At 42.1% G+C, this 22612-nt stretch carries 26 protein-coding genes and 2 riboswitches; of the genes, 15 read left to right on the forward strand and 11 right to left on the reverse strand.

The genetic code is table 11. The features are described from left to right. Positions 1–125: 125 nt before the first annotated feature. A complete protein-coding gene (locus tag BK139_RS19775) occupies positions 126–1139 on the reverse strand; it encodes an AI-2E family transporter (protein WP_076262236.1) in 1014 nt (337 codons plus the stop codon). Between the two features lie 41 nt (positions 1140–1180). After that, positions 1181–1489: a hypothetical protein gene (locus tag BK139_RS19780; protein WP_286149061.1), complete on the reverse strand. Its 309-nt coding sequence runs from the start codon at positions 1487–1489 to the stop codon at positions 1181–1183. Positions 1490–1596: 107 nt separating this feature from the next. On the opposite strand from BK139_RS19780, the gene BK139_RS19785 reads away from it, so the two are divergent. Then, entirely contained in the window at positions 1597–2442 is an 846-nt protein-coding gene (locus BK139_RS19785; protein WP_076262240.1) for an SDR family oxidoreductase, read from the forward strand. On the opposite strand, the gene BK139_RS24470 is transcribed toward BK139_RS19785, so the two are convergent. Then, on the reverse strand, positions 2439–2771 hold the full coding sequence (locus tag BK139_RS24470; RefSeq protein ID WP_286149062.1) for a hypothetical protein: 333 nt from the start codon (positions 2769–2771) through the stop codon (positions 2439–2441). The genes BK139_RS19785 and BK139_RS24470 overlap by 4 nt on opposite strands. A 166-nt stretch (positions 2772–2937) precedes the next feature. Between BK139_RS24470 and BK139_RS19795 the strand changes: the two genes are divergently transcribed. Beyond that, positions 2938–4080: a metallophosphoesterase gene (locus BK139_RS19795; protein ID WP_076262242.1), complete on the forward strand. Its 1143-nt coding sequence runs from the start codon at positions 2938–2940 to the stop codon at positions 4078–4080. A gap of 25 nt (positions 4081–4105) precedes the next feature. On the opposite strand, the gene BK139_RS19800 is transcribed toward BK139_RS19795, so the two are convergent. From BK139_RS19800 to pxpB, 5 genes are all read right to left on the reverse strand, one after another. Beyond that, positions 4106–4897: a putative hydro-lyase gene (locus BK139_RS19800; protein WP_076262244.1), complete on the reverse strand. Its 792-nt coding sequence runs from the start codon at positions 4895–4897 to the stop codon at positions 4106–4108. Between the two features lie 20 nt (positions 4898–4917). Then, positions 4918–6108, reverse strand: a complete 1191-nt coding sequence (locus tag BK139_RS19805) for an NRAMP family divalent metal transporter (RefSeq protein ID WP_076262246.1) — start codon at positions 6106–6108, stop codon at positions 4918–4920. A 110-nt stretch (positions 6109–6218) separates the two neighbouring features. Then, entirely contained in the window at positions 6219–6989 is a 771-nt protein-coding gene (locus BK139_RS19810) for a LamB/YcsF family protein (protein ID WP_076262248.1), read from the reverse strand. Position 6990: 1 nt separating this feature from the next. Next, positions 6991–8001 (reverse strand): 5-oxoprolinase subunit C family protein, encoded by a 1011-nt coding sequence (locus tag BK139_RS19815; protein ID WP_076262250.1) that lies wholly within the window; start codon positions 7999–8001, stop codon positions 6991–6993. After that, the gene (gene pxpB, locus BK139_RS19820) at positions 7998–8708 is read right to left on the reverse strand and encodes a 5-oxoprolinase subunit PxpB (RefSeq protein ID WP_076262252.1); all 711 of its coding nucleotides are present in this window, start codon (positions 8706–8708) and stop codon (positions 7998–8000) included. The genes BK139_RS19815 and pxpB overlap by 4 nt, the downstream gene beginning before the upstream one ends. Before the next feature lie 337 nt (positions 8709–9045). Here pxpB and BK139_RS19825 point away from each other — a divergent pair, with 337 nt between their 5' ends. Beyond that, positions 9046–9768: a CBS domain-containing protein gene (locus BK139_RS19825; protein ID WP_286149063.1), complete on the forward strand. Its 723-nt coding sequence runs from the start codon at positions 9046–9048 to the stop codon at positions 9766–9768. Between the two features lie 50 nt (positions 9769–9818). On the opposite strand, the gene BK139_RS24475 is transcribed toward BK139_RS19825, so the two are convergent. Continuing rightward, entirely contained in the window at positions 9819–9947 is a 129-nt protein-coding gene (locus tag BK139_RS24475; protein ID WP_286149064.1) for a hypothetical protein, read from the reverse strand. 152 nt (positions 9948–10099) lie between these two features. Next, positions 10100–10142: riboswitch (PreQ1 riboswitch) on the forward strand. Positions 10143–10195: 53 nt separating this feature from the next. Here BK139_RS24475 and queC point away from each other — a divergent pair. The 9 genes from queC (at position 10196) to BK139_RS23765 (ending at position 17340) form a co-directional block, all read left to right on the forward strand. Further along, positions 10196–10855: a 7-cyano-7-deazaguanine synthase QueC gene (gene queC, locus BK139_RS19830; protein WP_076262254.1), complete on the forward strand. Its 660-nt coding sequence runs from the start codon at positions 10196–10198 to the stop codon at positions 10853–10855. A gap of 3 nt (positions 10856–10858) precedes the next feature. Next, on the forward strand, positions 10859–11335 hold the full coding sequence (queD, locus tag BK139_RS19835; RefSeq protein ID WP_076262256.1) for a 6-carboxytetrahydropterin synthase QueD: 477 nt from the start codon (positions 10859–10861) through the stop codon (positions 11333–11335). Next, positions 11328–12059, forward strand: coding sequence for a 7-carboxy-7-deazaguanine synthase QueE (queE, locus tag BK139_RS19840; RefSeq protein WP_076262258.1), 732 nt, complete (start codon positions 11328–11330; stop codon positions 12057–12059). The genes queD and queE overlap by 8 nt, the downstream gene beginning before the upstream one ends. Positions 12060–12203: 144 nt before the next feature. Next, on the forward strand, positions 12204–13310 hold the full coding sequence (locus BK139_RS19845) for an ABC transporter ATP-binding protein (protein WP_076262260.1): 1107 nt from the start codon (positions 12204–12206) through the stop codon (positions 13308–13310). Next, complete coding sequence (locus tag BK139_RS19850) at positions 13300–14103, forward strand: ABC transporter permease (RefSeq protein WP_076262261.1); 804 nt, start codon at positions 13300–13302, stop codon at positions 14101–14103. Before BK139_RS19845 ends, BK139_RS19850 begins: the two co-directional genes overlap by 11 nt. Further along, positions 14104–14907 (forward strand): ABC transporter permease, encoded by an 804-nt coding sequence (locus BK139_RS19855; protein WP_076262262.1) that lies wholly within the window; start codon positions 14104–14106, stop codon positions 14905–14907. It begins immediately after the preceding gene. Continuing rightward, positions 14904–15977 carry an ABC transporter substrate-binding protein gene (locus BK139_RS19860; RefSeq protein ID WP_076262263.1) on the forward strand — a complete coding sequence of 358 codons (1074 nt, stop codon included), beginning with the start codon at positions 14904–14906 and terminating at the stop codon, positions 15975–15977. The genes BK139_RS19855 and BK139_RS19860 overlap by 4 nt, the downstream gene beginning before the upstream one ends. An 89-nt stretch (positions 15978–16066) precedes the next feature. Next, positions 16067–16840: a divergent polysaccharide deacetylase family protein gene (locus BK139_RS19865; RefSeq protein ID WP_076262264.1), complete on the forward strand. Its 774-nt coding sequence runs from the start codon at positions 16067–16069 to the stop codon at positions 16838–16840. A gap of 347 nt (positions 16841–17187) precedes the next feature. Beyond that, the gene (locus BK139_RS23765) at positions 17188–17340 is read left to right on the forward strand and encodes a lmo0937 family membrane protein (protein ID WP_113880971.1); all 153 of its coding nucleotides are present in this window, start codon (positions 17188–17190) and stop codon (positions 17338–17340) included. Positions 17341–17453: 113 nt separating this feature from the next. Here BK139_RS23765 and BK139_RS19870 read toward each other — a convergent pair whose 3' ends face one another. After that, positions 17454–19184, reverse strand: coding sequence for an AAA family ATPase (locus BK139_RS19870; protein WP_076262266.1), 1731 nt, complete (start codon positions 19182–19184; stop codon positions 17454–17456). A gap of 280 nt (positions 19185–19464) precedes the next feature. Here BK139_RS19870 and BK139_RS19875 point away from each other — a divergent pair, with 280 nt between their 5' ends. Both BK139_RS19875 and thiT read left to right on the forward strand, forming a co-directional pair. Then, positions 19465–20805: an MATE family efflux transporter gene (locus tag BK139_RS19875; RefSeq protein ID WP_076262268.1), complete on the forward strand. Its 1341-nt coding sequence runs from the start codon at positions 19465–19467 to the stop codon at positions 20803–20805. Positions 20806–20857: 52 nt separating this feature from the next. Next, a riboswitch (TPP riboswitch) is annotated at positions 20858–20960 on the forward strand. Positions 20961–21023: 63 nt separating this feature from the next. Beyond that, positions 21024–21623 carry an energy-coupled thiamine transporter ThiT gene (gene thiT, locus BK139_RS19880; RefSeq protein ID WP_076262270.1) on the forward strand — a complete coding sequence of 200 codons (600 nt, stop codon included), beginning with the start codon at positions 21024–21026 and terminating at the stop codon, positions 21621–21623. Between the two features lie 148 nt (positions 21624–21771). Here the strand turns inward: thiT and BK139_RS19885 are convergent, their stop codons facing one another. Then, a complete protein-coding gene (locus tag BK139_RS19885) occupies positions 21772–22143 on the reverse strand; it encodes a VOC family protein (RefSeq protein ID WP_076262272.1) in 372 nt (123 codons plus the stop codon). A gap of 170 nt (positions 22144–22313) precedes the next feature. On the opposite strand from BK139_RS19885, the gene BK139_RS19890 reads away from it, so the two are divergent. Next, positions 22314–22592 carry a hypothetical protein gene (locus BK139_RS19890; protein ID WP_286149065.1) on the forward strand — a complete coding sequence of 93 codons (279 nt, stop codon included), beginning with the start codon at positions 22314–22316 and terminating at the stop codon, positions 22590–22592. The last annotated feature ends 20 nt before the right edge of the window (positions 22593–22612 follow it).

Consider the following 22612-nt stretch of genomic DNA (forward strand, 5'->3'; position numbering starts at 1 on the left):
GGTCTATAATCCTCTGAAAATGATTCAAATCCAGTAAAAAATCAAAAAAGGGGTTCGGAATGAGACTATTCCGAACCCCTTTTGTCTACAAACTGAAACACACAGCAGACTGTGTGTTTTTCAAGTTACTGTATTTTCGGAGGATTGCTCTTGACTTCAAGTACATCCAGCAGAAACACAAACACCGGTATACCGACAATCAATCCCCAAACACCGAAGAAATGCTCTGAGAAAATCAGTACGATGAACGTATAAAATACTGGCAAATCCGTTTTGGAAGACATAAGCTTCGGGTTTAAAATATAGGCTTCAATCGCATGAATCACCATAATTAACAGGAGGATATATAACACCTGGATGAAGCCGCCTAGTGAATAGGCAATTGTACATAAAGGAACCAGGGAAATAATCACGCCTGCTACCGGGATCAGACCAAGCAGGAAGATAAGTATTGACAAGCCCATCAGGTGAGGGAAGTCCATGATCCAAAGGGCAAGTGTTGTCAGGATACAATTCACTGTGGCAATGACCACTTGAGCTTCAATAACCTTTCCAAATGTTTGCACGAACTTACTTCCAAAATAGGAAATCTCATTATAAAAGGCAGCCATTTTGCTGTATTTGAACTTTAAAGTAAACTCCATAAGTTTAGGCTTTTCAAGCAGGAAGAACAAACTAAGGATAAGCGACAGCAATACTTGAATCGCAATATGGCTAATATCGGAAAAATATTGAAGCAGGAACGCAAAGCCCTGTTCGAGATACTTCGTAATTTCATTTCTTTCAAGCATTTGTACAATGTAAGTGATAACAAGATTGTCATGCTTCTGAGTATAAAAGCTTTCAACCTGCTTAAACAGCTGAGAAATCTCAGTTACTATTAAAGGAAGATATTTAATAATCCCGATAGAAAGCAGGCCGATAATTCCTATATAAAGGGTTACGACAGTCAGTTTTCTATTCAGTTTAAATCTAGAAAGGACCAGTTTCACGAGCCTATCCATCAAGAAGGAAAAAATAAAAGTTATCAGGATTAAATTAATCATGCTTCTCGACAGGTAAAGAGCCAGAACTATAATTCCAAAAATGATGAATCGTTTAAAGCCGTTATTATTGAATAGTGATTTAATCGTTTCCAATTCTATTCCTCCACACTTTAGTAAGTTTCTTCAAGGTTCCATTAAATGCGGAGATAGTTACTCTGAAACATGTAGGGTGTCATGTATTCATTGCTTCTATGGAATGCAGCAGATGTAAGACTCTGAAAATACATGCGCCGTGCTTTAAAGTAGGTTGTTTTGGCGGTAGTATTTACTGCAGTTACCAGTGTGCTGCAAAAAGCAGGGTTTTTCAGAGCTGGTGAATCGATCACAATGGCATCTCTTCCCAGGTCATTGAAATCTATCTGCTCCTGGCTTTGCTGCACTGCCGGAATCAAACCGGATAAAAGCAGGAAAATGCTGATAAATATGTGAGCCAACTTGTTCATCCTCTTATTTTCAATATATTTATTATTTTATAATACTTTTACATTTAATTATATATCTATTTACGTTCGAAATAAAAAAATTAAGACCGGAGAAAGGATGAAGGTATTTGAAAAGGAAATATGCAGTTATTACCGGCTGTTCCAGCGGGTTTGGAATATTAATGGCCATTGAGCTGGCAAAGAATGATTTTCAAGTTCTTGCAACAATGAGAAACTTGGATAAAGGCAAAGCTTTAATGGAGAAAGCTGATAAAGAGGGAGTACTTGCTCAGATTTCCATTCACGAATTGGATGTCACTTCATCAGCTTCTATTGAAAATCTAAAAAGCCTGCTGCTCCAATTGCCTTCGGTTGATGTTTTAATCAATAATGCAGGCTATGCGGGCGCAGGATTTGCAGAAGAAATCCCGTTGGATGAGTATAGAGAACAGTTTGAAACAAATGTCTTTGGAACGATCGCCGTGACACAGGCAGTTCTGCCATTTATGCGGGAACAGGGATCAGGTACTATCCTAAACATCAGCTCCATCAGCGGAAGAGTAGGTTTTCCAGGCTTATCGCCATATGCCGCCTCAAAATTTGCGGTAGAAGGCTGGAGTGAATCACTTAGGCTTGAAGTCAAACCGTTTGGAGTAAATGTGGTGCTGATTGAGCCAGGATCCTTCAGGACAGGAATTTGGACAACAGGCAAAAAGATCGCGGAACCCTCTTTGAAAAACGACTCACCTTATTACTCTTATATGAAAAAAATACAGAGGTACCTTGAACAAGGAGAGCCCTTTTATGAAGATCCAATTATTGTTGCGAAAAAAGCAGTGGACATTATCAGGGAAAAAGAACCCGCACTCAGATACCCGGTAGGAAAGGGTGTCCGCACAAGAATTCGTTTGAAACACCTTCTGAGCTGGAAAAGCTGGGAGAAACTCATATTCAAGACACTTTATAAAGATTAATTGATAAACAAATAGCCGGTAATGATTAACCCAACGATAAAAAAGACAAAAGTCCCAGCAAGAAATGGATTGAGATTAATGAAGAAATCTGCTCTTTCTTCTTCATTCATATGAGTCATCATATTTAATTTTGAATCGGCAATTACATTATTTGTCCAGGCATCGCCCTGCGAAAAAGCAAATAAGCTCATTGCAAATAGGAGAAAGCTGCTGTAGGCAAAGGTATCAAGAAGAGGAAAGTTGAGAAGTAATGACACAACCGCTGCTAAAATGGATTCTAAAACAAAAAATAATAATGACCAAATCCAAAACTTTCTTTGTTTAACCATAAGAGGTCCTCCTTATTTCATTTCTTTTTTATACCGAATAAAGAGGAAAAAGGTTTCAAAATTTTCCTTTTTTTCTTCTTTTTTCTTAAGTCCCCAATCTCTGATTAATTTTCTTGCATCTAGAGAAAATAAGAAAACTAATCTTTGATCGTCTGGGGGAGTTGGAATGAAAAAGGGAATGAAAAAATATACGATCACGCTGTTATCATTCATAGCCCTTCTGCTTGTCTGGAACCAGACGGAAGCTGAAGTATCCGGACCGCCAACCATCCATCTGCGCGTGATGGAAACCACTGATTTGCATGGAAATATGATTGGTTATGATTATGAAGACCGCAGGAAAACAGTGGAGTTTGGGCTTTCCAGGACGGCCAGCCTGATTAAACAGGCTAGAAATGAGTCTCCTAACTCCCTTTTATTTGATAACGGGGACATTCTTGAAGGCAATGGGCTCGATGAATATGCCTATAGAAGCCATCCTCTTGATATGGCTAATGTCCATCCTGTTTTTAAGGCTATGAATACGCTGCTTTATGATGCTGCAACAGCGGGAAATCATGAATTTAATTACGGAATTGATTTTATGGAAGAAAGCCTCAGGGGAGCCAATTTTCCTTATGTGAATGCCAATATCTATGTGGAAGACGGCAATCAGCTTGAAGAAGATGACCTCAATTATTTTAACCCCTACACCATTATAGAGAAAGAAGTGACAGATACAGCTGGAGAAAAGCAAAAGCTGAATGTCGGAGTCATCGGCTTTATTACTCCGATTGTTGCGGAGTGGAATAAAGAGTATTTTCGCGGGAACCTTAAAGTGAAAAATATAAAAGAAACGGCAGAGCACTTTATCCCTATAATGAAAAGCAAAGGGGCGGATATCATTGTGGCCCTTGCACATACCGGCCTCCAATCCGATAAAGGGCTGGAGGAGAAAAAGGGCAATTCAGTTCAGGCACTCAGCAAAGTTCAAGGAATAGATGCCATTTTATTCGGTCACAGCCATTCTGTTTTTCCTGTCAAAGATGAGCTGCAAAAGGTGCCGGGGATCGACTTGAAGACAGGAACCATTAATGGAACAGCTGCTGTACAGGCTGGATACTGGGGCAATCATCTCGGTCTCATCGATTTGAAAATAGTCTTTCAGGGTGGAGAATGGAAAGTAAAAAGCAGTCTATCCACCATCAGGCCTGTTTACCGGACTATCAAAAGTAAAAAGAAGGAAGTCATCCCGGCTGACCCATTAATAGAGCAGATTATGAAAAAGGATCATCAAGATGCACTGGATTTTTTAAAACACAAAAAGTAAAAGGCGCCCAATGGACGCCTTTTTCCTATAAAACCGAAAACTCTTCATTTTTTAAATCAGTAATAAACATATGTCCCGGTGCATGTGTAATCATAATTTCCGGCTTTACATGCATGGCAACTGCCTGAGGAGTGACGCCACAAGCCCAAAAGACCGGAACCTCTCCATCTTTAATCGTCACGGCATCGCCAAAATCGGGCTGATGAATATTATGAATGCCGATTGCTTCAGGGTTCCCAATATGGACAGGGGCCCCATGGACAGAAGGGAAGCGGCTAGTCACCTGGACAGCCCGAATAGCTTCCTTCTCTGTCATCGGCCGCATACTCACAACCATTGGCCCTTCAAACCGGCCTGCCTTCACACACTCAATATTGGTTTTAAACATCGGGACATTCCGATTTTCCTCAATATGGCGGATAGGGATATTATTTTTCAGCAATGCTTCTTCAAAGGTAAAACTGCAGCCGATCAGAAATGCCACCATATCACCATCCCAATAAGAAGTGATGTCCGAAAGCTCCTCAGAGAGAACACCGTTTTTATAAATCCTGTATTTGGGCAAATCGGTTGTGATATCAGCATTTGGGGCTGACAGCATCGGCACAGGAGACCCAGGTTCTGTCACATCGATGATTGGGCAGGATTTTGGATTTCTTTGGCTGAAAAGGAGAAACTCAAAAGCCAGTTCCTTTGGCAATATGGCAAGATTGGCCTGAATGTAGCCGTTTGCCATTCCAGCAGTCGGCTTATCCCACTCGCCGCTGCGAATTAATTTGCGCGACTCATCAGGTTTCAATAGAGAAGGGGAGTTCATATAAAAATCTCCTTTCATGTTTATTTAAACAGCTCAGGGATTCCGTTGATTAATGAGTAAACCCCCATGTAAGACATGGCAACCACGATAATGACACCGAAAATTGTCATCCACAGAGGATGTTTGTAGTCACCGACAATTTTGGTTTTATAGGCAGCAATCAGCATTACTCCTAATGCAATTGGCAGGATTAGACCGTTTAATGAGCCCACTAAAACCAGGATTTTTACCGGCTTTCCAATTAAAACAAAGACAAATGTAGAAACGGCAATAAAACCGACAATCACCCATTTATGATATTTCTCGACTGCCGGGCTTAATGTCCGAATGAATGAGACAGAGGTGTAAGCTGCACCGACTACAGAAGTTATGGCTGCTGCCCACATTACGACTCCAAACATTTTATAGCCAATATTGCCCGCAGCCAGCTGGAAAACAGAAGCTGGCGGGTTGGATGGGTCCAGTGCCAAGCCCTGCGAAACTACACCTAGGGCTGCGAGGAAAAGGAAGATGCGCATTATGGAAGCAATCCCGATTGCACTCACAGAGCTCTTTGTGACTTCAGGAAGAGCTTCTTTTCCTTTGACACCTGCATCAATTAGGCGATGGCCGCCAGCAAAAGTGATATAGCCGCCGACCGTACCGCCGACAAGTGTAATAATAGCCAGGATATCAATTTTGTCCGGAACAAACGTTTTGACGACAGCTTCACCAACAGGAGGCTGTGCCGTAAACATGACATAAAGAGTAAGCCCAATCATGACAAATCCTAAAATCTGTGTGAAGCGGTCCATTAATTTTCCCGCTTCTTTTACAAGAAAAATGCCGATCGCCAAAATTCCGCTTAAAAGAGCACCGAATTCAGGAGAAATGCCGAATATAACATTAGTACCTAAGCCGGCACCGGCAATATTTCCGATATTAAAAGCCAGTCCGCCCATGACAATCAGTGCAGCCAGGAAATATCCGAGGCCCGGCAGGACATCATTGGCAATATCCTGGGCCCGTTTTTCAGACACAGCAATAATTCGCCAGATATTCATCTGTGCACCAATATCAATAATAATAGAAATTAAAATGACAAACCCGAAGCTCGCAAGCAGGGTTTCTGTAAATACAGTCGTCTGAGTCAGGAAGCCCGGGCCAATGGCAGATGTAGCCATAAGGAAGGCAGCGCCAAGTAAAAGACTGGCATTAGATTGCTTTTTCATGCATTTTCCCCCAATAATTCAATTTGTGGTTATTTTTTTATGCCATCAGCCTGCAGGGGCTGATGGGGTGCCATTCGCACAAGCATTAATTTTCTCCATCAATACCAATTTTATTTCAAAATATCACTGATTTTTGCTACCTGGATACCAGCTTCATTCAATGCCTTCGGAATGTACTGGGCAAATTCAAGAGCGCTTTCCCCGTCACCGTGGATGCAGATCGTATTGGCCTCAATGGATACATCAGTGCCTTGAACAGAATGAACTTTTCCTTCCTTGACCATGCGGATTACCTGATTAACAGCAGCGCTGTGATCAGTAATCAGTGCATTGCTTTCCCGTCTTGACGTAAGCGATCCGTCCTCCTGATAGGTCCGGTCTGAAAATACTTCATTGGCGGACCGGAGGCCAATTTTCCTGCCGGCTTTAACCAATTCGCCCCCTGAGAGACCGAACAGAATCAGTTCTGGATCCACTTTGTAAACAGCTTCTGCAATTGCTTCCGATAATGGTGCGCTTTTTGAGGCCATGTTAAACAGTGCACCGTGTGGTTTAACATGCTGAAGCTTACCGCCTTCTGATTTAACAAAAGCATATAAAGCGCCAATCTGGTAGACCACCAGGTCATAGGCTTCCTGAGGTGTAATACTAATATCCCTGCGGCCGAACCCGTGCAGGTCCTGGAGTCCCGGATGGACACCCAGGCCAACATTTTTCTCAAGCGCCAATCTGACTGTTTTTCGCATGGTCGCAGGGTCGCCGGCATGGAAGCCGCAGGCGATATTGGCTGAGGTGATGTGGTCCAGGATTTCCTCATCGCGTCCCATCTTGTAGGAACCAAAGCTTTCTCCCATATCACAGTTAATATCTACAATGTGCATGTTAATTTCCTCCTCTGGTTTTTAAAGATATCCCTTGTTTTAATTCCTTTAATTTCAGTTCTCTCTTTATAAGTAACTGTTGCGCCTCTTTATTTGATATTTCCACAAACCGTAAGGCATCCCCGGGTTTAGCTTGTGCCAGAAGGGGAAGATCGACAGCGGCAACCTGTCCAATTTTCGGATATCCGCCGGTTGTCTGCCTGTCAGCAAGCAGGACAATCGGATTTCCATCAGGCGGAACCTGAATGGAACCAAAATTGACGGCCTCAGATATTTGTTCAGCATGCTCTGACAGGGCAAGGGCAGGGCCCTTCAATCTATATCCCATCCTGTCAGATTGTGCTGTCACCTCAAATGCGTGATTAAAAAGCTGAATCCTGCTTTCATGGGTAAATAAATCAAATTGACGTCCCCTGGTGATTCTGATTTCCGGATTCCCCACAGTTTCCGGAATGAGTTTTGAAGCAATGCCCCAGTCGTTTTCAACAAAAACTTTATCAAGGAGCTGCTTTGATAAATAGTCCTTCATTTTCAAAGACTGGAGGGAAGGTTTGCCGGTTTCCACCACATCTCCAGCCTTTAATGCTCTGCCTTTAAAGCCGCCAATACCAGCGCGCAGGTAGGTGGATTTACTGTTCATTACTTCCGGAACGTCAAAACCACCGGAAACAGCCAGATAGGCCCGGCACCCTTTTTGGCATCCTCCGAATTTAAGTTCGCTGCCTTTTTTCACAAAAACAGACCGCCATGTCCGAATAGGCTGGCCATTGATCGAAGGGGAAAGATCACCGCCGCAAATTGAAATTAATGTGTCTTCTTCAAATGTCAGGGTTGGGCCCATCATCGTTATTTCCAATGCAGGATCATTCTCCTCATTTCCGGACAGCAGATTGGCCATCCTATGTGAAAAAGGATCCATTGCCCCGCTGGCTATGACGCCAAACTTCTGATAGCCGGTTCTTCCCAGATCCTGAATGCTTGAAAGGAGTCCAGGCTTTAACACTTTAATCATTGATCCGTCTCCTCCCAATGATGGTATTCTTCCAGACTGATTGGCCTGAATTTGATTTTATCGCCAGCTTTTAACAAGGTAGGGGATTCATCCATTGGGCGAAACAGCTTAACAGGAGTACGGCCGATCAGCTGCCAGCCTCCTGGCGTCTCAATTGGGTATATCCCGGTCTGCATCCCGGCAATTCCAACTGTACGCTCGGGAATTTTTAACCGTGGTGTATCCCGTCTTGGTGCGGCAATTTGTTCTGACATTCCGCCGATAAAAGGGAAGCCTGGCGCAAAGCCGATCATATAGACCAGATAGCTGCCAGAAGAGTGAATGTCTATTACTTCATCAGGGGTAAGTCCATTATGTTCGGCAACATAATCAAGATCAGGACCGAATTCTCCTCCATAGCAAACCGGAATTTCCACTATTCTTGCTTCCACTGCTTTATTTTCCCCCAGCTCTTCCATAAGCGGTTTTAGGAGAGAACATATGAAGTCAAATGGAAGTTCTCCATCTGAAAGCTGATAGATCTCGAATGGATTATAAAAAACAGTGACGGTTGTGTAAGCGGGTATGTATTCAATCATCCAATCTGGACGATGTTTCTCGAGAAAGGCTGTCAGTGTCTGCACTTTTTGATGTGCATCCTCACTGATTTCGTTCCCAAGTTCAATAAGAACGGCATTATCTCCTAAAGGATGTACAGTATACTCCATGATTTCACCAGCTTTCTCAATAATTGTAGGTAGCTGAAGGTTGTAAAATATTATTCAGTAATAATAAATATCCATTTTCGCCGAGACTAAATACACATATTATTCTTTCCTAAAACAAAGGAAATCTATGTTTATTAACGTTAGAACGAAAAAATTTATTAGTAAACTTATATATTTATGCAATGTCTTCAGCTAAACAATATAATATCATATAATAGATTGAAAATTCTATTTGTGCAAATTATTCTGCCGGAAGGCGAGCCAGAATCTTCATAGTTTATTTTGTCCTCTAATATGGGAATAAAGTAGGGACATTATGAATTAGGGAGAGATTATTGTGGGTACAGATATAAAAATGAACTTATCAGAAAGATTTGAGGCAGCCTTTAACCGAATTCACAAGGCTTTGAAACAATCTGCTAAACAAGCCAGAACTGACAGGTTTTATAAGCTGATTGAAATACAGAAAAACCATTCGCTGATTCGATTATATGAGGACGATTTATATCAGTTTGCCAAACTGAGAAATGCTATTGTTCATGAAAAAATTGATCTGGATTATTATATAGCAGAACCGCACCTGGAAACGGTGGAAAAAATTGAACTGATTGCCGGCCATTTTGAAAAGCCCAAAACCGCGATTTCGATTGCTGCCACACCGGTGTTTTATTTTTATGAAGATGGCAAGCTTTCAGATGTACTTGCCATTATCAATAAATTTTCACATTCCCAGTTTCCCATTTACTCCCGGGAAGAGGAATATTCCTGGCTATTAACCTCGGCGGATATTGTAAAATGGATGGCAGAGCATTTTACGGAAGAAACGATCCAGCTGAAAAAGGTGAAAATCAAAGAGCTTTACAACAAGAAATCCAAGCATCAAATAGCCTTTGCCGGTACGAATACCTCTATTTTCGATTTGGAGGATATGTTTGAGGAGAGCAGAAATAATAATGAAAAACTTGAAGGGATCATTGTAACCGAGAATGGAAAGCCTACTGAAAAACCAAAAGGCATCATTACTGCCTGGGATCTGCTGGAGGCTGATTCAGAAAATTGATACGCAAAAAAGGTGCAGGCAATAGCCGCACCTTTTTTTACCGGTTTCTTTTATTGGAGCAGTCCCATTCGTATCAGAGCAGACCTGTCCTGAATATTCATTCCTGCAGACCTTCTTGCAAATGTCCCTTTTTTTGCAATGCCAAAGGAATAGCGTGAAGTCGATGTAAACCTGATCATGGCTTCAATCCCTCCTTTTGAAATCGGCGATGTATTAATACTTTTCCACGATTTTGAATTATAAAACTTTTCGTTTGAATATAAGTAATATCTTCTAAAATTCCTGTAAAGATGATAATATAAACTGATAGTTCAATAGAAAATCCGTGTACACGGTAGAGGTTCTAGCTACCCTCTTTAAAAAACTAAGGAAAACAGGTCTGCTTTCTTAGTGGTCCTGTTTTTCTATGTTAAAGGAGAATATTTTTATGAAAAATGATAAAGCGCTCGTTGTATTCAGCGGCGGCCAGGATAGTACTACTTGCTTATTCTGGGCAAAGGAACGTTTTGCCGAGGTGGAAGCAGTCACTTTTAATTATAATCAGCGGCACAAACTTGAAATTGAATGTGCCAAGGAAATAGCAAAAGATCTGGGAATCAGGCATCATATCCTTGATATGTCCCTATTGAATCAGCTTGCGCCAAACGCACTGACCCGTGATGATATTGAAGTAAAGGATGGAGAGGAAGGCGGGCTTCCATCGACATTTGTGCCCGGAAGAAACCTTTTATTCATGTCCTTTGCCGGTGTACTGGCCAGTCAGATCAATGCCAGGCATATTATTACCGGTGTATGTGAAACAGATTTCAGCGGCTACCCTGATTGCCGGGACATTTTTATCAAATCACTGAATGTCACACTGAATCTGTCAATGGATGAACAGTTTGTGATCCATACGCCTTTAATGTGGCTCAATAAAGCTGAAACATGGAAGCTTGCAGATGAATTGGATGCCCTTGAGTATGTGCGTAATAATACGCTGACATGCTACAACGGCATTCCGGCAGATGGCTGCGGTGAGTGTCCTGCATGTCATTTAAGACAAAAAGGCCTTGAAGAATACCTCAGTGAAAAGGGGGAGCTTTAAGCTATGTACGGTTTCAGGATTGTTGAAAAACTCCAAAAAATTAATGAAGACATTAAGCCGGATCAGCTGAAATACCACCATAAGCGTGTAATGGTCAGCAAGGAATTCACTTTTGATTCAGCCCATCATTTGCATTGCTATGAAGGAAAATGCAAAAACCTGCATGGCCACACCTATAAGGTGATTTTTGGCATAAGCGGATTCGTGGATGACAGAGGGTTAATGATTGATTTCGGCGACATAAAAGAAATCTGGAAAAACGAGATTGAGATATTTCTTGACCATAAGTACCTGAACGAAACGCTGCCCCCAATGAATACGACAGCCGAGAATATGGTTGTCTGGATTTATGAAAAAATGCAAGAAAGCCTGCAAAACAGAATAGAGCAATATGACGGTGCAAGAGTTGAATTTGTGCGCCTTTTTGAAACTCCTACTAGCTATGCTGAAGCAAGAAGGGAGTGGATGGAAATTGAGTAAGATTCCTGTACTGGAAATCTTCGGGCCGACTATTCAGGGGGAAGGAATGGTGATCGGCCAAAAAACGATGTTCGTCCGTACAGCAGGATGTGATTATTCCTGCAGCTGGTGTGATTCCTCTTTTACCTGGGATGGAAGTGCGAAGGACAGCATCCGCCAAATGGAACCGGATGAAATCTGGAAGGAGCTTAAAGAACTCGGCGGGGACGGATTTTCTTTCGTAACCATTTCGGGCGGCAATCCGGCTCTTCTGAAAAATTTGGGTGAATTAATTTCTCTGCTTAAAGCTGAACGTATTAAGCTCTGCCTCGAAACACAGGGAAGCCGCTGGCAGGATTGGTTTTATGATATTGATGAACTGACCCTGTCCCCAAAGCCGCCGAGTTCAGGCATGAATACGGACTTTGAAGTGCTTGATCTGATCGTGAATAAACTGCAGGCAGGCAGAAGAGAAGATCAGCAGTTCTCCCTGAAGATCGTTGTTTTTGATGATGAGGATTATGAATATGCCAAAAACGTATATCAGCGCTATCCAGGGGTTCCGTTTTATCTGCAGGTGGGAAATGATGATACGGTAACAGCAGACGACCGGAATTTACTGCAGAGGCTGCTTGATAAATATGATTGGCTTATTGAAAAAACGATTCATGACAGTGAGCTGACAGATGTGAAAGTTCTTCCGCAGCTGCATACCTATGTATGGGGCAATAAGCGGGGAGTGTAGCATCTATAATCCCGCATTCAAGATGCGGGGTTATTTTTGTAGGCAAATTGCAATATATGACAGATTTCGGGCAATCTATGATATTATACGTTTGAACTTAACAAGGCATACGTGCTGTAAATTTCTATAGATAGGGAGAGTTAGATGACAGATAACACCATTATCCGTTTTAATTCGGTGACAAAAAGATATGATAATGATCCGCCAGTTTTAAAAAATGTCAGCTTTGAAATTGAACGCGGGAAGTTTTATACCCTGCTGGGTCCATCGGGCTGCGGGAAAACGACGATATTGCGGCTGATTGCCGGCTTTACTGAACCTTCTGATGGGGATATCTATTTTAATGGAAAAGTCATTAATCATGTTCCCGCCAACAAAAGGCAAGTAAACACGGTTTTTCAGGACTATGCCCTGTTTCCGCATCTGAATGTGTATGAAAACATAGCATTCGGCTTAAAAATCAAAAAAATGAAGAAAGCGGAGATTGAGAAAAAAGTAAAAGAAGCGCTGAAGTTTGTAAACCTTGAAGGCTATGAAAACCGGGAAATTAAAGAAATGTCAGGAGGGCAGCGCCAGCGTGTTGCCATCGCAAGGGCCATTGTCAATGAGCCTGAGGTCATTCTCCTGGATGAGCCCCTATCCGCTCTTGACCTGAAGCTGCGGACCGAAATGCAGTATGAACTTAGGGAGCTGCAGAGAAATCTTGGCATCACGTTTATTTTCGTCACACATGACCAGGAGGAAGCACTTGCCATGTCAGATGAAATCTTCGTGCTTAACAGCGGAAGCATTGAGCAGAGCGGTACTCCTACTGATATTTATGACGAGCCGATCAATCGCTTTGTAGCAGATTTTATTGGTGAATCCAATATAGTTGCCGGAACGATGATCAAGGATTATCAGGTACAGTTTGCCGGAAGGTTATTTGAGTGTGTTGACGGAGGCTTTGAGCCGAATGAAGAAGTTGAGATTGTAATCCGGCCTGAAGACCTGGCTATTACAGCCCCGGATGATGGGAAGCTGAAGGTTAAAGTTGACTCCCAGCTATTCAGGGGAGTACATTATGAGATCAGCTGCTATGACAGCGATGGCAATGAGTGGCTCGTCCATTCAACCAAAAAGGCGACCGTCGGGGATCAAATTGGCCTTCATTTCGACCCTGAAGCGATTCACGTCATGAGGCATGGGGAAACCGAAGAGGAATTTGATAAGCGTCTGGAAGCTTATGAAGAGGGAAGCCATGAGAACTAATTCCCGCAATTTTTATTTAATTCCTTATGTGCTTTGGATTGCCCTCTTTGTTGTGACGCCTTTGCTTCTTGTTCTGTATTATTCATTCTTTGATATTGAAGGGCATTTCACGTTGGAGAATTATCGGAAATTCTTTACGCCTGTTTATTTAAAAATGACGCTAAGCTCCTTTTGGTATGCCTTTTTAATAACGTTATTTTCATTACTGATCGCATATCCGACGGCCTACCTGCTGACGAAAACGAAGCATAAGCAGCTGTGGCTCTTATTGATCATCCTGCCATCCTGGATTAATCTGCTTTTGAAAGCCTATGCTTTCCTTGGCATCTTCGGAACCTATGGCGCTGCGAATAACTTTCTGGAAGCGATGGGAATCGGCGGAAGACAAATCCTGTTTACGGATTTCAGCTTTATCTTTGTGTCGGTCTATATATTTCTTCCTTTTATGATATTGCCGATATTTAATTCTTTAGATGAATTGAATCCAACGCTTTTGGATGCTTCCAATGATTTGGGCGGTTCTTCCTGGGTAACATTCAAGCGTGTTATCTTTCCATTGACACTGGATGGCGTTAAAGCAGGATGCCAGATTGTCTTTATCCCTGCTCTATCATTATTCATGCTGACAAGACTGATTGCTGGAAACCGTGTCATTACTCTTGGAACCGCCATTGAGCAGCACTTTCTTGTAACACAGGATTGGGGAATGGGCTCTACCATTGCCGTCTTCCTGATTATTGCCATGGTACTCATTATGGTGCTGACAGGCAGAAGAAAGCGGGGGATCCTATAAATGAAAAAGAACAGGAAATGGCCGGCAGTTTATTTGGCTCTTATCTTTATCATCCTGTACGCCCCGATCTTTTACTTAATATTTTATTCCTTCAACAGTGGAGGAACCATGTATCAATTCGAAGGATTTACTTTGGATTGGTATCGGGAGCTGTTTGCGGATACCCGATTGCTCATCATTGTCCTGAACACGGTTATTATTGCTCTTTTATCTGCAGCGATATCGACCATCTTTGGAGTGGCTGGGGCACTTGCGATTGCTTATGCACGAAAGCGCAGAGTGAAAAACACGCTCCTGTCGTTGAATAATGTGCTGATTGTCAGTCCGGATGTCATTATTGGCGCGTCGTTTTTAATTCTTTTTACGATGATCGGACTTAAGCTTGGATTTGTATCTGTTTTACTGGCACACATCGCCTTCAGTGTTCCGATTGTCGTTCTGATGGTTTTGCCTAAGATTGAAGAAATGAGCACATCGATGATTTATGCTGCCATGGATCTTGGGGCCAGCAGGTTGGATGTGCTGACTAAGGTCATTCTCCCTTATATCACACCTGGAATTTTCGCAGGCTTTTTTATGGCCCTGACCTATTCTCTGGATGATTTTGCCGTCACTTTCTTTGTTACAGGCAATGGCTTTACCACTTTGTCAGTTGAGATTTATTCCCTGGCAAGAAGGGGAGTTTCACTAAATATCAATGCTTTATCCGCTTTGCTTTTCCTATTTACCATCATTCTGGTGACAGGCTATTACTTTATTACAAAGCGCAATGATAAGCCGAATGGAATGGGGGTAAGGCAATGAAGAAGCTTATTCAGGCGCTCGCCGCCGTATTAATCGTTTCATTCGCCTTGTTGTACATCGTTTCCGGGCTGAATTCCTCCCAGGGCTACACAAGCGGCAATACATTGACCATTTTTAACTGGGGCGATTATATTGATGCAGACCTGGTGGATAAGTTCGAACAGGAAACAGGCATTAAAGTCATCTATGAAACATTCGATTCCAATGAAGCGATGATGACGAAAATTGAACAGGGCGGAACAGCTTATGATATTGCAGTTCCATCAGAATATGCGATTGAAAAAATGAAGGAAGATGACCTGCTGCTGCCGGTTGATCATTCTAAAATTCCAAACCTGAAATATATTGATCCTCGTTTTATGGACCTGCCTTTTGATCCTGAAAATGAGTATTCAATTCCCTATTTCTGGGGCACAGTCGGTATTCTTTATAACACCGATATTTTAGGTGATAAAAAAATCACGAGCTGGAATGATCTATGGGACCCTGAATTAAAGAACCAGATCCTCCTGATTGATGGAGCAAGGGAAGTAATGGGCATGGGGCTCAACAGTCTTCATTATTCTCTTAATGACAAAGATAAAGGCCATTTGATGGAAGCTAAAGAAAAACTCGATCGTCTTACACCTAACATTAAGGCCATTGTGGGTGATGAAATCAGAATGCTGATGGAAAATGATGAAGCCGGCATTGGCGTGGTCTGGTCCGGCACGGCACAGGAGCTTATGTGGGAGAAGGATAATCTTGAATATGTAGTTCCGGAAGAAGGCTCCAATCTCTGGTTTGATAATATGGTCATCCCTAAGACTGCTAAAAACCCGGAAGCGGCCCACCAGTTTATGAATTTCATCCTTGACCCGGAAAATGCGGCGCAAAATACAGAATACGTCGGGTATTCAACGCCAAATAAAGAGGCGCTGAAATATATGGACAAAGAAACAATCTCTGACGAACGTTTTTATCCGGATGAAGAAATGACAGCGCGGCTGGAGGTTTACGAGAACCTGGGAAAAAGGATGCTTGCTTATTATAATGAGCTTTTCCTTGAGTTTAAAATGCATAAGAAATAGGGTACTGCCAGGATTTAAGATCCTGGCAGTTTTTGTATTGGAACGGATTTAGGGAATCAGGGAATGCTAGCGCAAAGGAGGATGGAAAAATGAAGAGATTCTTCAGCATATTTGTATTGATTTTTTCATTCGGAAGTATAGGAACTCCCATAAGTGCTGCTTCTCCAAAACCTGAATTGGCCATTGTCACTGACGATCTTGGGAACAATATGAAGGGAACAAAAGAAATGATGGAACTGCCGGTGACCTTGACGGCTGCCATCATGCCCTTCATGCCAACGACAAAAGAAGATGCAGAACTGGCAAATAAAAACGGGCATGAAGTAATCGTTCATATGCCGATGGAGCCGAAAAGAGGAAAAAGGAGCTGGCTTGGGCCGGGGGCCATCACAACAGATTTAACAGATGAAGAAATCCGCAGCAGAGTAGAGAGCGCCATTAAAGAAGTGCCCCATGCGGTCGGCATGAATCATCATATGGGTTCAAGAGCCACTGAAAATGAACGGGTCATGAGAGTTGTCCTTGAAGTATGTAAAGAACACGGATTATTTTATCTTGACAGCAAAACAACCGGAAAAAGCGTCGTCGGCAAGCTGGCAAATGAAATAGGTGTTCCTTATGTCGAAAACAATATTTTCTTCGATGATATTTATACGACAGCACATATCACCAAACAGGCTGACAGACTTGCTGAAAAACTCGTGCAAAACGAACGCATCATCGCAATCGGCCATGTCGGCATAACAGGTACAAAGATGGTTAGTGTGCTAAAAGAGTATATACCTGTATATAAAGAGAAAGCCCAAATTGTTCCGCTGTCAGAACTGATTCCAGGCTACGAACTGATTGATGACGGACCTTAAAAATAAAAGCTGCAACCCCTGAGCGGTTTGCAGCTTTAATGGTGTGTGCGAAAGTGGTCTAGTGGTGGTATAGGTACTTGTCACCTATACAGGTGGCCGCCCACATTCCGGTCTGGTTAGTCCCGCAACGATAGCGTTAGAAGAGGTGGGCGGCCGTGAATATAGTATATGCAAAGACGGAGAAAGGATGCAGATACTGCTGATGAAAAATACGGGTATTTGAAAAACTTTCAGGATTAAAATAACTATCCATTGTAAAACATAACAATGTCAGTATTTCAGCAGTTAAGGAATTTTCTTGCCTATAAAGGGGTATGTAAGGAATAAATCAAAAGCGAAGGGGGTGTATGCTTTGGACTTTAGCAGGTATTCTGCTTGTATTATGGATTCTTGGATTAATATTTAAAGTAGCTGGAGGCATTATTCATATTCTGCTGGTAATCGCAGCAATCATCATTGTGGTTAACTTTATCAGAGGCAGAGCATCCGGCAGGGGATAGCAGGTAAAGCCTTCTATATTAGAAGGCTTTTCAAATACACTTTACATAATATTATTATAATAGACAAAGTTAAAAAAGAAAAACCAGCCCCAAGGCAGGGGCCGGTTCCGTTATCATGCTATAACCATTTCTGCCTTCAATTCTCCAGCAATCTCCTGGACTTCACTGCCTTCCAATGTTTCTTTCTCCAGAAGGGCTTCTACCAGTTTCTCAAATTGAGGCTGATGATTAGCGATAATCAATTCGCATCTTTCTAATGCTTTTTGGAATAGATCCTGCATTTTAGCTTCTTTTTGTCCTTTGTTGAAAGTAAGCTCGAAGCCGTTATCAAGTAACCCTGTATCAACCATTTGCTCAATGATATGCTTCGCTTGTTTAACATCACCGCTTACCCCAATGCTGTGCTCGCCAAGAATCATTCGTTCTGATACACCGCCAGCGAGTATCATCGCGACCTGGTCCAGCAATTCACTTGTTGTCGATAAATGAAGTTCTTTCTGGATAGGAGCTACATACCCAAGCGCTTCGCCACGCGGAATAATGGTTGCTTTCCGGACGGATCCAGGTTTTGTTAAAGCAGCCACTAATGCATGGCCAGCTTCATGGATTGCAACCCGCTGCTTCGTTCCGGCATCCTGTAAAGCCCGGGTGGTGGTTCCTAGAATAGTACGGTCCAGAGCGTAATCCAAATCTTCTTTTGAGATAATTTCCTGGCCGTTTCGGACTGCTCTGCGGCTTGCCGTTTCGAAGAGAGAATGAAGATCTGCACCTGAAAAACCAGAGGTGCTTTCTGCCAGATCGCCCAGAGTTGTCATTACATCTTCAGCCAGTAACCTGTTTCGTGTATGAATGTTAATAATCTCTCTCCGTCCCTTTGTATCTGGAAGTGGAACGTTGAAGGAGAAGTCAATCCGTCCAGGACGCAGGAATGCTTCGTCGAGCATATCCTTCCGGTTTGTGGCGGCAATAAATAATATTCCATCATTGGAATGTCCGCCGTCCAGCTGGACCAGCAGTTCAGTTAACGTTTTTTCACTTTCTTCTCCGCCATGTTGCTTTCTCCGTCCTGCAAGTGCATCTACCTCGTCAATAAAGACGACAGCAGGAGAATGCTTTCTGGCATTCTGGAAAAGGTTTCTGACACGGGATGCACCAACACCTACGAATAATTCATTAAACCCGGAACCGCTTATTGAAAAGAAAGTGGCACCAAGCTCCTTGGCAATTGCCTGAGCCAGCAGGGTTTTTCCCGTTCCGGGAGGTCCGTATAAAAGAATTCCCTTCGGCGGCTTGATCCCCATTTTTAAAGATTTCTCAGGTTCTTTTAAGATGGAAAGAGTCTGCATGATTTCCTCTTTCATTTCTTCCTGAATTCCGCCAACATCTTCAAGTGAAACGGAAGGAAGGGCCTTAGGCTTCGAGACACTTTGCTTCATTGTATTTGTAGCGCCCATTCCGCCTTTACCTGATTTAAACAGGTAAATTCCAATGGCTATAAACAAGAGGACTACACCGCCCAGAATCCAGGGGGTATATGGTCCTGTGGTTGCGAAAGTATATTGTATATTATAGGTTTCTACTAATTTATCAACCATCTCACTGTTGGGAGGCACATGAGAAATGTACTCGCCATCAGGAGCTGTAATGAGCAGTTTTCCATTTTTATATTCCTGTACTGCAACAGTCTTTCCATCCTGGGAGGCAATAATTTTTTCCACAGAAGAAAACGGAACTGTCACATCCTTTTTTCCTGCTTGTACGGTCCAAATAACCGCTGCCAAAATCACCGTGACCACCAATGCAATAGAAATAATCGTCGAAGGCTTCTTAAGACGTGATTTCAACTATTTCCCTCCTCATTGAACATATCTACATTATAAGAAATTAAAATTGTTAAATACAGGGTTTTACACTTTTTAAACGTTGTAAATTATGGAAAAATAATTTTGCTTTTTACAAAGTGTGCTACAACAGCGTTCAGACGCCAGTAATATGTGAAAAAAATGTGACAGCGGTTAAGAAAAAAATTTTAGAAACTTAAAAACACACAAAACCATAAAAATGGAAACTGAAAGTGAAATAGTTAATAATAGAAACTGTGAAAAAAATTAGGAAGGTGTATAGATGGCTCAGCAGGATTTTACAAAAGGAAACATATTCAAACAGCTGCTGGTGTTCTCCACTCCCATTATGCTCACAAATTTCCTGCAGATATCCTATCAATTTACAGATAGTCTGTGGGTCGGGAATCTGCTGGGGGCTGATGCATTGGGAGCTGCCGCAGTTTCAGGCACTGTAATTTTTACAGTACTTTCTTTTATCATCGGCATAAACAATGCGGCATTAACGATTTTATCCCAGCAGAAGGGAGGAGATCACGAAGAGGGGCTGAAACGATATCTAAATGCCTTTACCGTCATTCAGGCAATTTTGTCAGTTGTTCTCGGAACAGCCGGATTCCTGCTTGCTGAAAGGATTTTGGCCTTAATGGGCACACCTGCGGGAATGGCCGAAGGTGCAGCATCCTATTTGCAGATTAACTTTATTGGAATTCTGTTTTTATTTGGCTACAATTTTATAGGAACTATACTCAGGGCGCTCGGAGACAGCAAAAATCCTTTATACTTTGTCCTGATAGCAGTTGTATTAAATGCAATCCTGGATCCTCTTTTTATTTCTGTATTCCAGCTTGGTATTGAAGGAGCCGCTTATGCAACAGTCGTATCACAGGGCTTTGCATTTATAATCGGAATGGTATTCATACTCCGCAAAAAGCTGGCACCATTTACTATTCCTTCTTGGCCGCATAAAGAGGAGGCAGCATTGATATTCAAGCTTGGCATCCCTTCAGGGCTCCAAATGACTGTCATATCAGCTGGTGTTATGGCCATTATGTCTGTCGTCACCTCTTTTGGCAGTGACGTGGTAGCGGGATTTGGTGCCGCACAGCGCATTGACAGCATCATTATGCTTCCTGCGATGGCATTGGGAACTGCAGTCAACAGTATGGCGGGTCAAAATATAGGGGGACATCAATGGGAACGGGTGCATCAGATTGCGTTGTACGGAGTCATTTACAATCTTGGAATCATGTTTCTCATCGCCTTTGGGACGGTCTTATTTGCAGAACACGGGGTGCGCCTGTTTATCCAGGATAAAGAATCAGTTCACTACGGCACTGAATATTTAAAGATCATTGCCTTTTTTTATCCGCTTCTCGGCATTAATTTTGTATTAAATGGTGTGGTTAGAGCTTCTGGTGCGATGTTTCAAGTGCTGATACTGAATATCGTTTCATTCTGGATCCTGCGCTATCCTTTAACATTTCTATTTTCAAAGTTTATGGGTGATAAAGGCATAGCTGCAGGTATGGGTGTCAGCTTTGCAATAAGCAGTTTCATCGCCTATATGTATTACCGCACCGGAAAGTGGGATAATCAGGTTATCATAAGCGAGGGAAAATAAATCCTTTTCACCATCATGAATTTCATATATACTAAAAGCGGATAATTTAATAACGTGCCACAAGGGGAGCATATCGCTGAGAGTGAACAGTCCGCTGTTCTGACCCTTTGAACCTGTTAGTTAATGCTAGCGCAGGAATGTGGAATGATAGGCAGGTAGTTTTCTGCCTGCTTGTTCTCCCTTGGGGTATCGTCATACGATTGAAGGGGGATTTTTTTATGAAAAAATTAAGCCTGACGGCGATGATAGAGGCCTCATTTTTTGCTGCCTTTGCTATCATTCTTGATTTTCTGCCATCCATCAAGCTGTCGCCATCCATTTCCATATCTGCCGCGATGATTCCGATTTTCATTCTGGCTTTCAGGCGGGGCTTTAAGGTCAGCTTCATTGCAGGCCTCTTATGGGGAATCTTGCAGATTGCCATGGGGGATGCCTGGATTGCCACTCCGCTTCAGGCATTTATTGAGTATTTTGTGGCATTTGCCTGTATCGGTATTGCCGGTTTGTTTTATCGGGTCATCCAAAATCAGCTGCAGGCAGGTAACAAGAAGAAGGCATTGGCCTGGGTTGTCTTAGCCGTATTCGCTGGAAGCCTGGCTAGATATTTCTGGCATTTCATTGCAGGTGTGATCTTCTTCGGAAGCTATGCGCCGGAAGGGATGTCACCGATTCTCTTTTCCTTCCTGGCAAACGGAGCAACCATGCTCGGAGCGGCAATTCTCTGCTCAGTCCTGGCCGTATTAATTATTTCATCGGCACCGAGATTAATCATAAAGAAATCGGATGAAAGACTTCAAACTCAAAAGACTGCTTCCTAATAATATCCGCCTCTCTGAAATATTTCAGAGAGGTTTTTTATATATCGGCTTTGATTGATAAAAAGTTGTTTTCAGGAAGGATTATGGGAACGTCTGGTTAGGGCGTTCCCGTTCCAATACCGTTCAAAATGAACTATTTATTATAATCTCACCAGTGTACTTGAAGTTTATTGCCATTTGGGTCATAAAAATGGAAAAAGGCATGACCATTATCTTCTTTTATATCCTCGACCTTAACTTGATTATCAATTAAGTGCTGATGAAATTTAGATAATTCTGGACTTGTAAACCCAATGCTAAATTCTTGTTCATTATCAATTGTAAAATGAGCAAAAGTTTCATCTTCGGTAGGAACTAAGATCAGTAAGAAAGGTCCTTCATTTACTTTTAAAATTGCAAGTTTTCCAGTATTGTTTAGTAACTGGAGCCCTAATACATCTCTATACCATTGGGCAGACAGTTCTAAATCTTTTACAGGAATTCTAATATAATGTACTTGTTCAATAAATGATTTACTCATAGAATTCTCCCCTTTATTTAATTCGATATATCATATATTTCCTTTCTATACAGTTTTTCCCTTCCCTATTTTTGATTTAAATGCCTTTACCGGATAATAATCTTTCTAAACAAATCCAATATATTAGGCAATTACTTCTGAAAAATGGGTATATTACTTAAAAAAGGGGAGTGAAGACTTTGGCCAATACATTGCAGGGAAACATTATCACAGGTGTTTTTCATGCGGAAGCCAGTGCCTTTGAAATCCAGAAAGTAAAAAGCTTCAGTACCCAGTCAGTCCTCAACAAAAACCAATGTGAAACTCTGTATAACTATCTATCCCTTCATGAAGAAGATGAGGGAGGACAAATTATTACACTCTACGATCAAATGCCGCTCATGCTGACCCGGCAGGAAATATGCAGTCTGAAGAAAGATTTGGAGAACATTAAAAAGCTATATCAGTAGAAAATCGCTTTGCAGCTTGC

The sequence above is a fragment of the Paenibacillus sp. FSL R5-0490 genome, assembly GCF_001956215.1.
In the GTDB taxonomy this organism is placed as follows: Bacteria; Bacillota; Bacilli; order Bacillales; family Cytobacillaceae; genus Cytobacillus.

Bases quoted from the DNA above. Each gene is read 5' to 3' on its own strand.
- BK139_RS19780 (WP_286149061.1), bottom strand. From the start codon at position 1,489: ATGAACAAGTTGGCTCACATATTTATCAGCATTTTCCTGCTTTTATCC.
- BK139_RS24470 (WP_286149062.1), bottom strand. From the start codon at position 2,771: ATGGTTAAACAAAGAAAGTTTTGGATTTGGTCATTATTATTTTTTGTT.
- BK139_RS19795 (WP_076262242.1), top strand. From the start codon at position 2,938: ATGAAAAAGGGAATGAAAAAATATACGATCACGCTGTTATCATTCATA.
- BK139_RS19800 (WP_076262244.1), bottom strand. From the start codon at position 4,897: ATGAACTCCCCTTCTCTATTGAAACCTGATGAGTCGCGCAAATTAATT.
- BK139_RS19805 (WP_076262246.1), bottom strand. From the start codon at position 6,108: ATGAAAAAGCAATCTAATGCCAGTCTTTTACTTGGCGCTGCCTTCCTT.
- BK139_RS19810 (WP_076262248.1), bottom strand. From the start codon at position 6,989: ATGCACATTGTAGATATTAACTGTGATATGGGAGAAAGCTTTGGTTCC.
- BK139_RS19815 (WP_076262250.1), bottom strand. From the start codon at position 8,001: ATGATTAAAGTGTTAAAGCCTGGACTCCTTTCAAGCATTCAGGATCTG.
- pxpB (WP_076262252.1), bottom strand. From the start codon at position 8,708: ATGGAGTATACTGTACATCCTTTAGGAGATAATGCCGTTCTTATTGAA.
- BK139_RS24475 (WP_286149064.1), bottom strand. From the start codon at position 9,947: ATGATCAGGTTTACATCGACTTCACGCTATTCCTTTGGCATTGCAAAA.
- queC (WP_076262254.1), top strand. From the start codon at position 10,196: ATGAAAAATGATAAAGCGCTCGTTGTATTCAGCGGCGGCCAGGATAGT.
- queD (WP_076262256.1), top strand. From the start codon at position 10,859: ATGTACGGTTTCAGGATTGTTGAAAAACTCCAAAAAATTAATGAAGAC.
- BK139_RS19845 (WP_076262260.1), top strand. From the start codon at position 12,204: ATGACAGATAACACCATTATCCGTTTTAATTCGGTGACAAAAAGATAT.
- BK139_RS19850 (WP_076262261.1), top strand. From the start codon at position 13,300: ATGAGAACTAATTCCCGCAATTTTTATTTAATTCCTTATGTGCTTTGG.
- BK139_RS19855 (WP_076262262.1), top strand. From the start codon at position 14,104: ATGAAAAAGAACAGGAAATGGCCGGCAGTTTATTTGGCTCTTATCTTT.
- BK139_RS19860 (WP_076262263.1), top strand. From the start codon at position 14,904: ATGAAGAAGCTTATTCAGGCGCTCGCCGCCGTATTAATCGTTTCATTC.
- BK139_RS19865 (WP_076262264.1), top strand. From the start codon at position 16,067: ATGAAGAGATTCTTCAGCATATTTGTATTGATTTTTTCATTCGGAAGT.
- BK139_RS23765 (WP_113880971.1), top strand. From the start codon at position 17,188: ATGCTTTGGACTTTAGCAGGTATTCTGCTTGTATTATGGATTCTTGGA.
- BK139_RS19875 (WP_076262268.1), top strand. From the start codon at position 19,465: ATGGCTCAGCAGGATTTTACAAAAGGAAACATATTCAAACAGCTGCTG.
- thiT (WP_076262270.1), top strand. From the start codon at position 21,024: ATGAAAAAATTAAGCCTGACGGCGATGATAGAGGCCTCATTTTTTGCT.
- BK139_RS19885 (WP_076262272.1), bottom strand. From the start codon at position 22,143: ATGAGTAAATCATTTATTGAACAAGTACATTATATTAGAATTCCTGTA.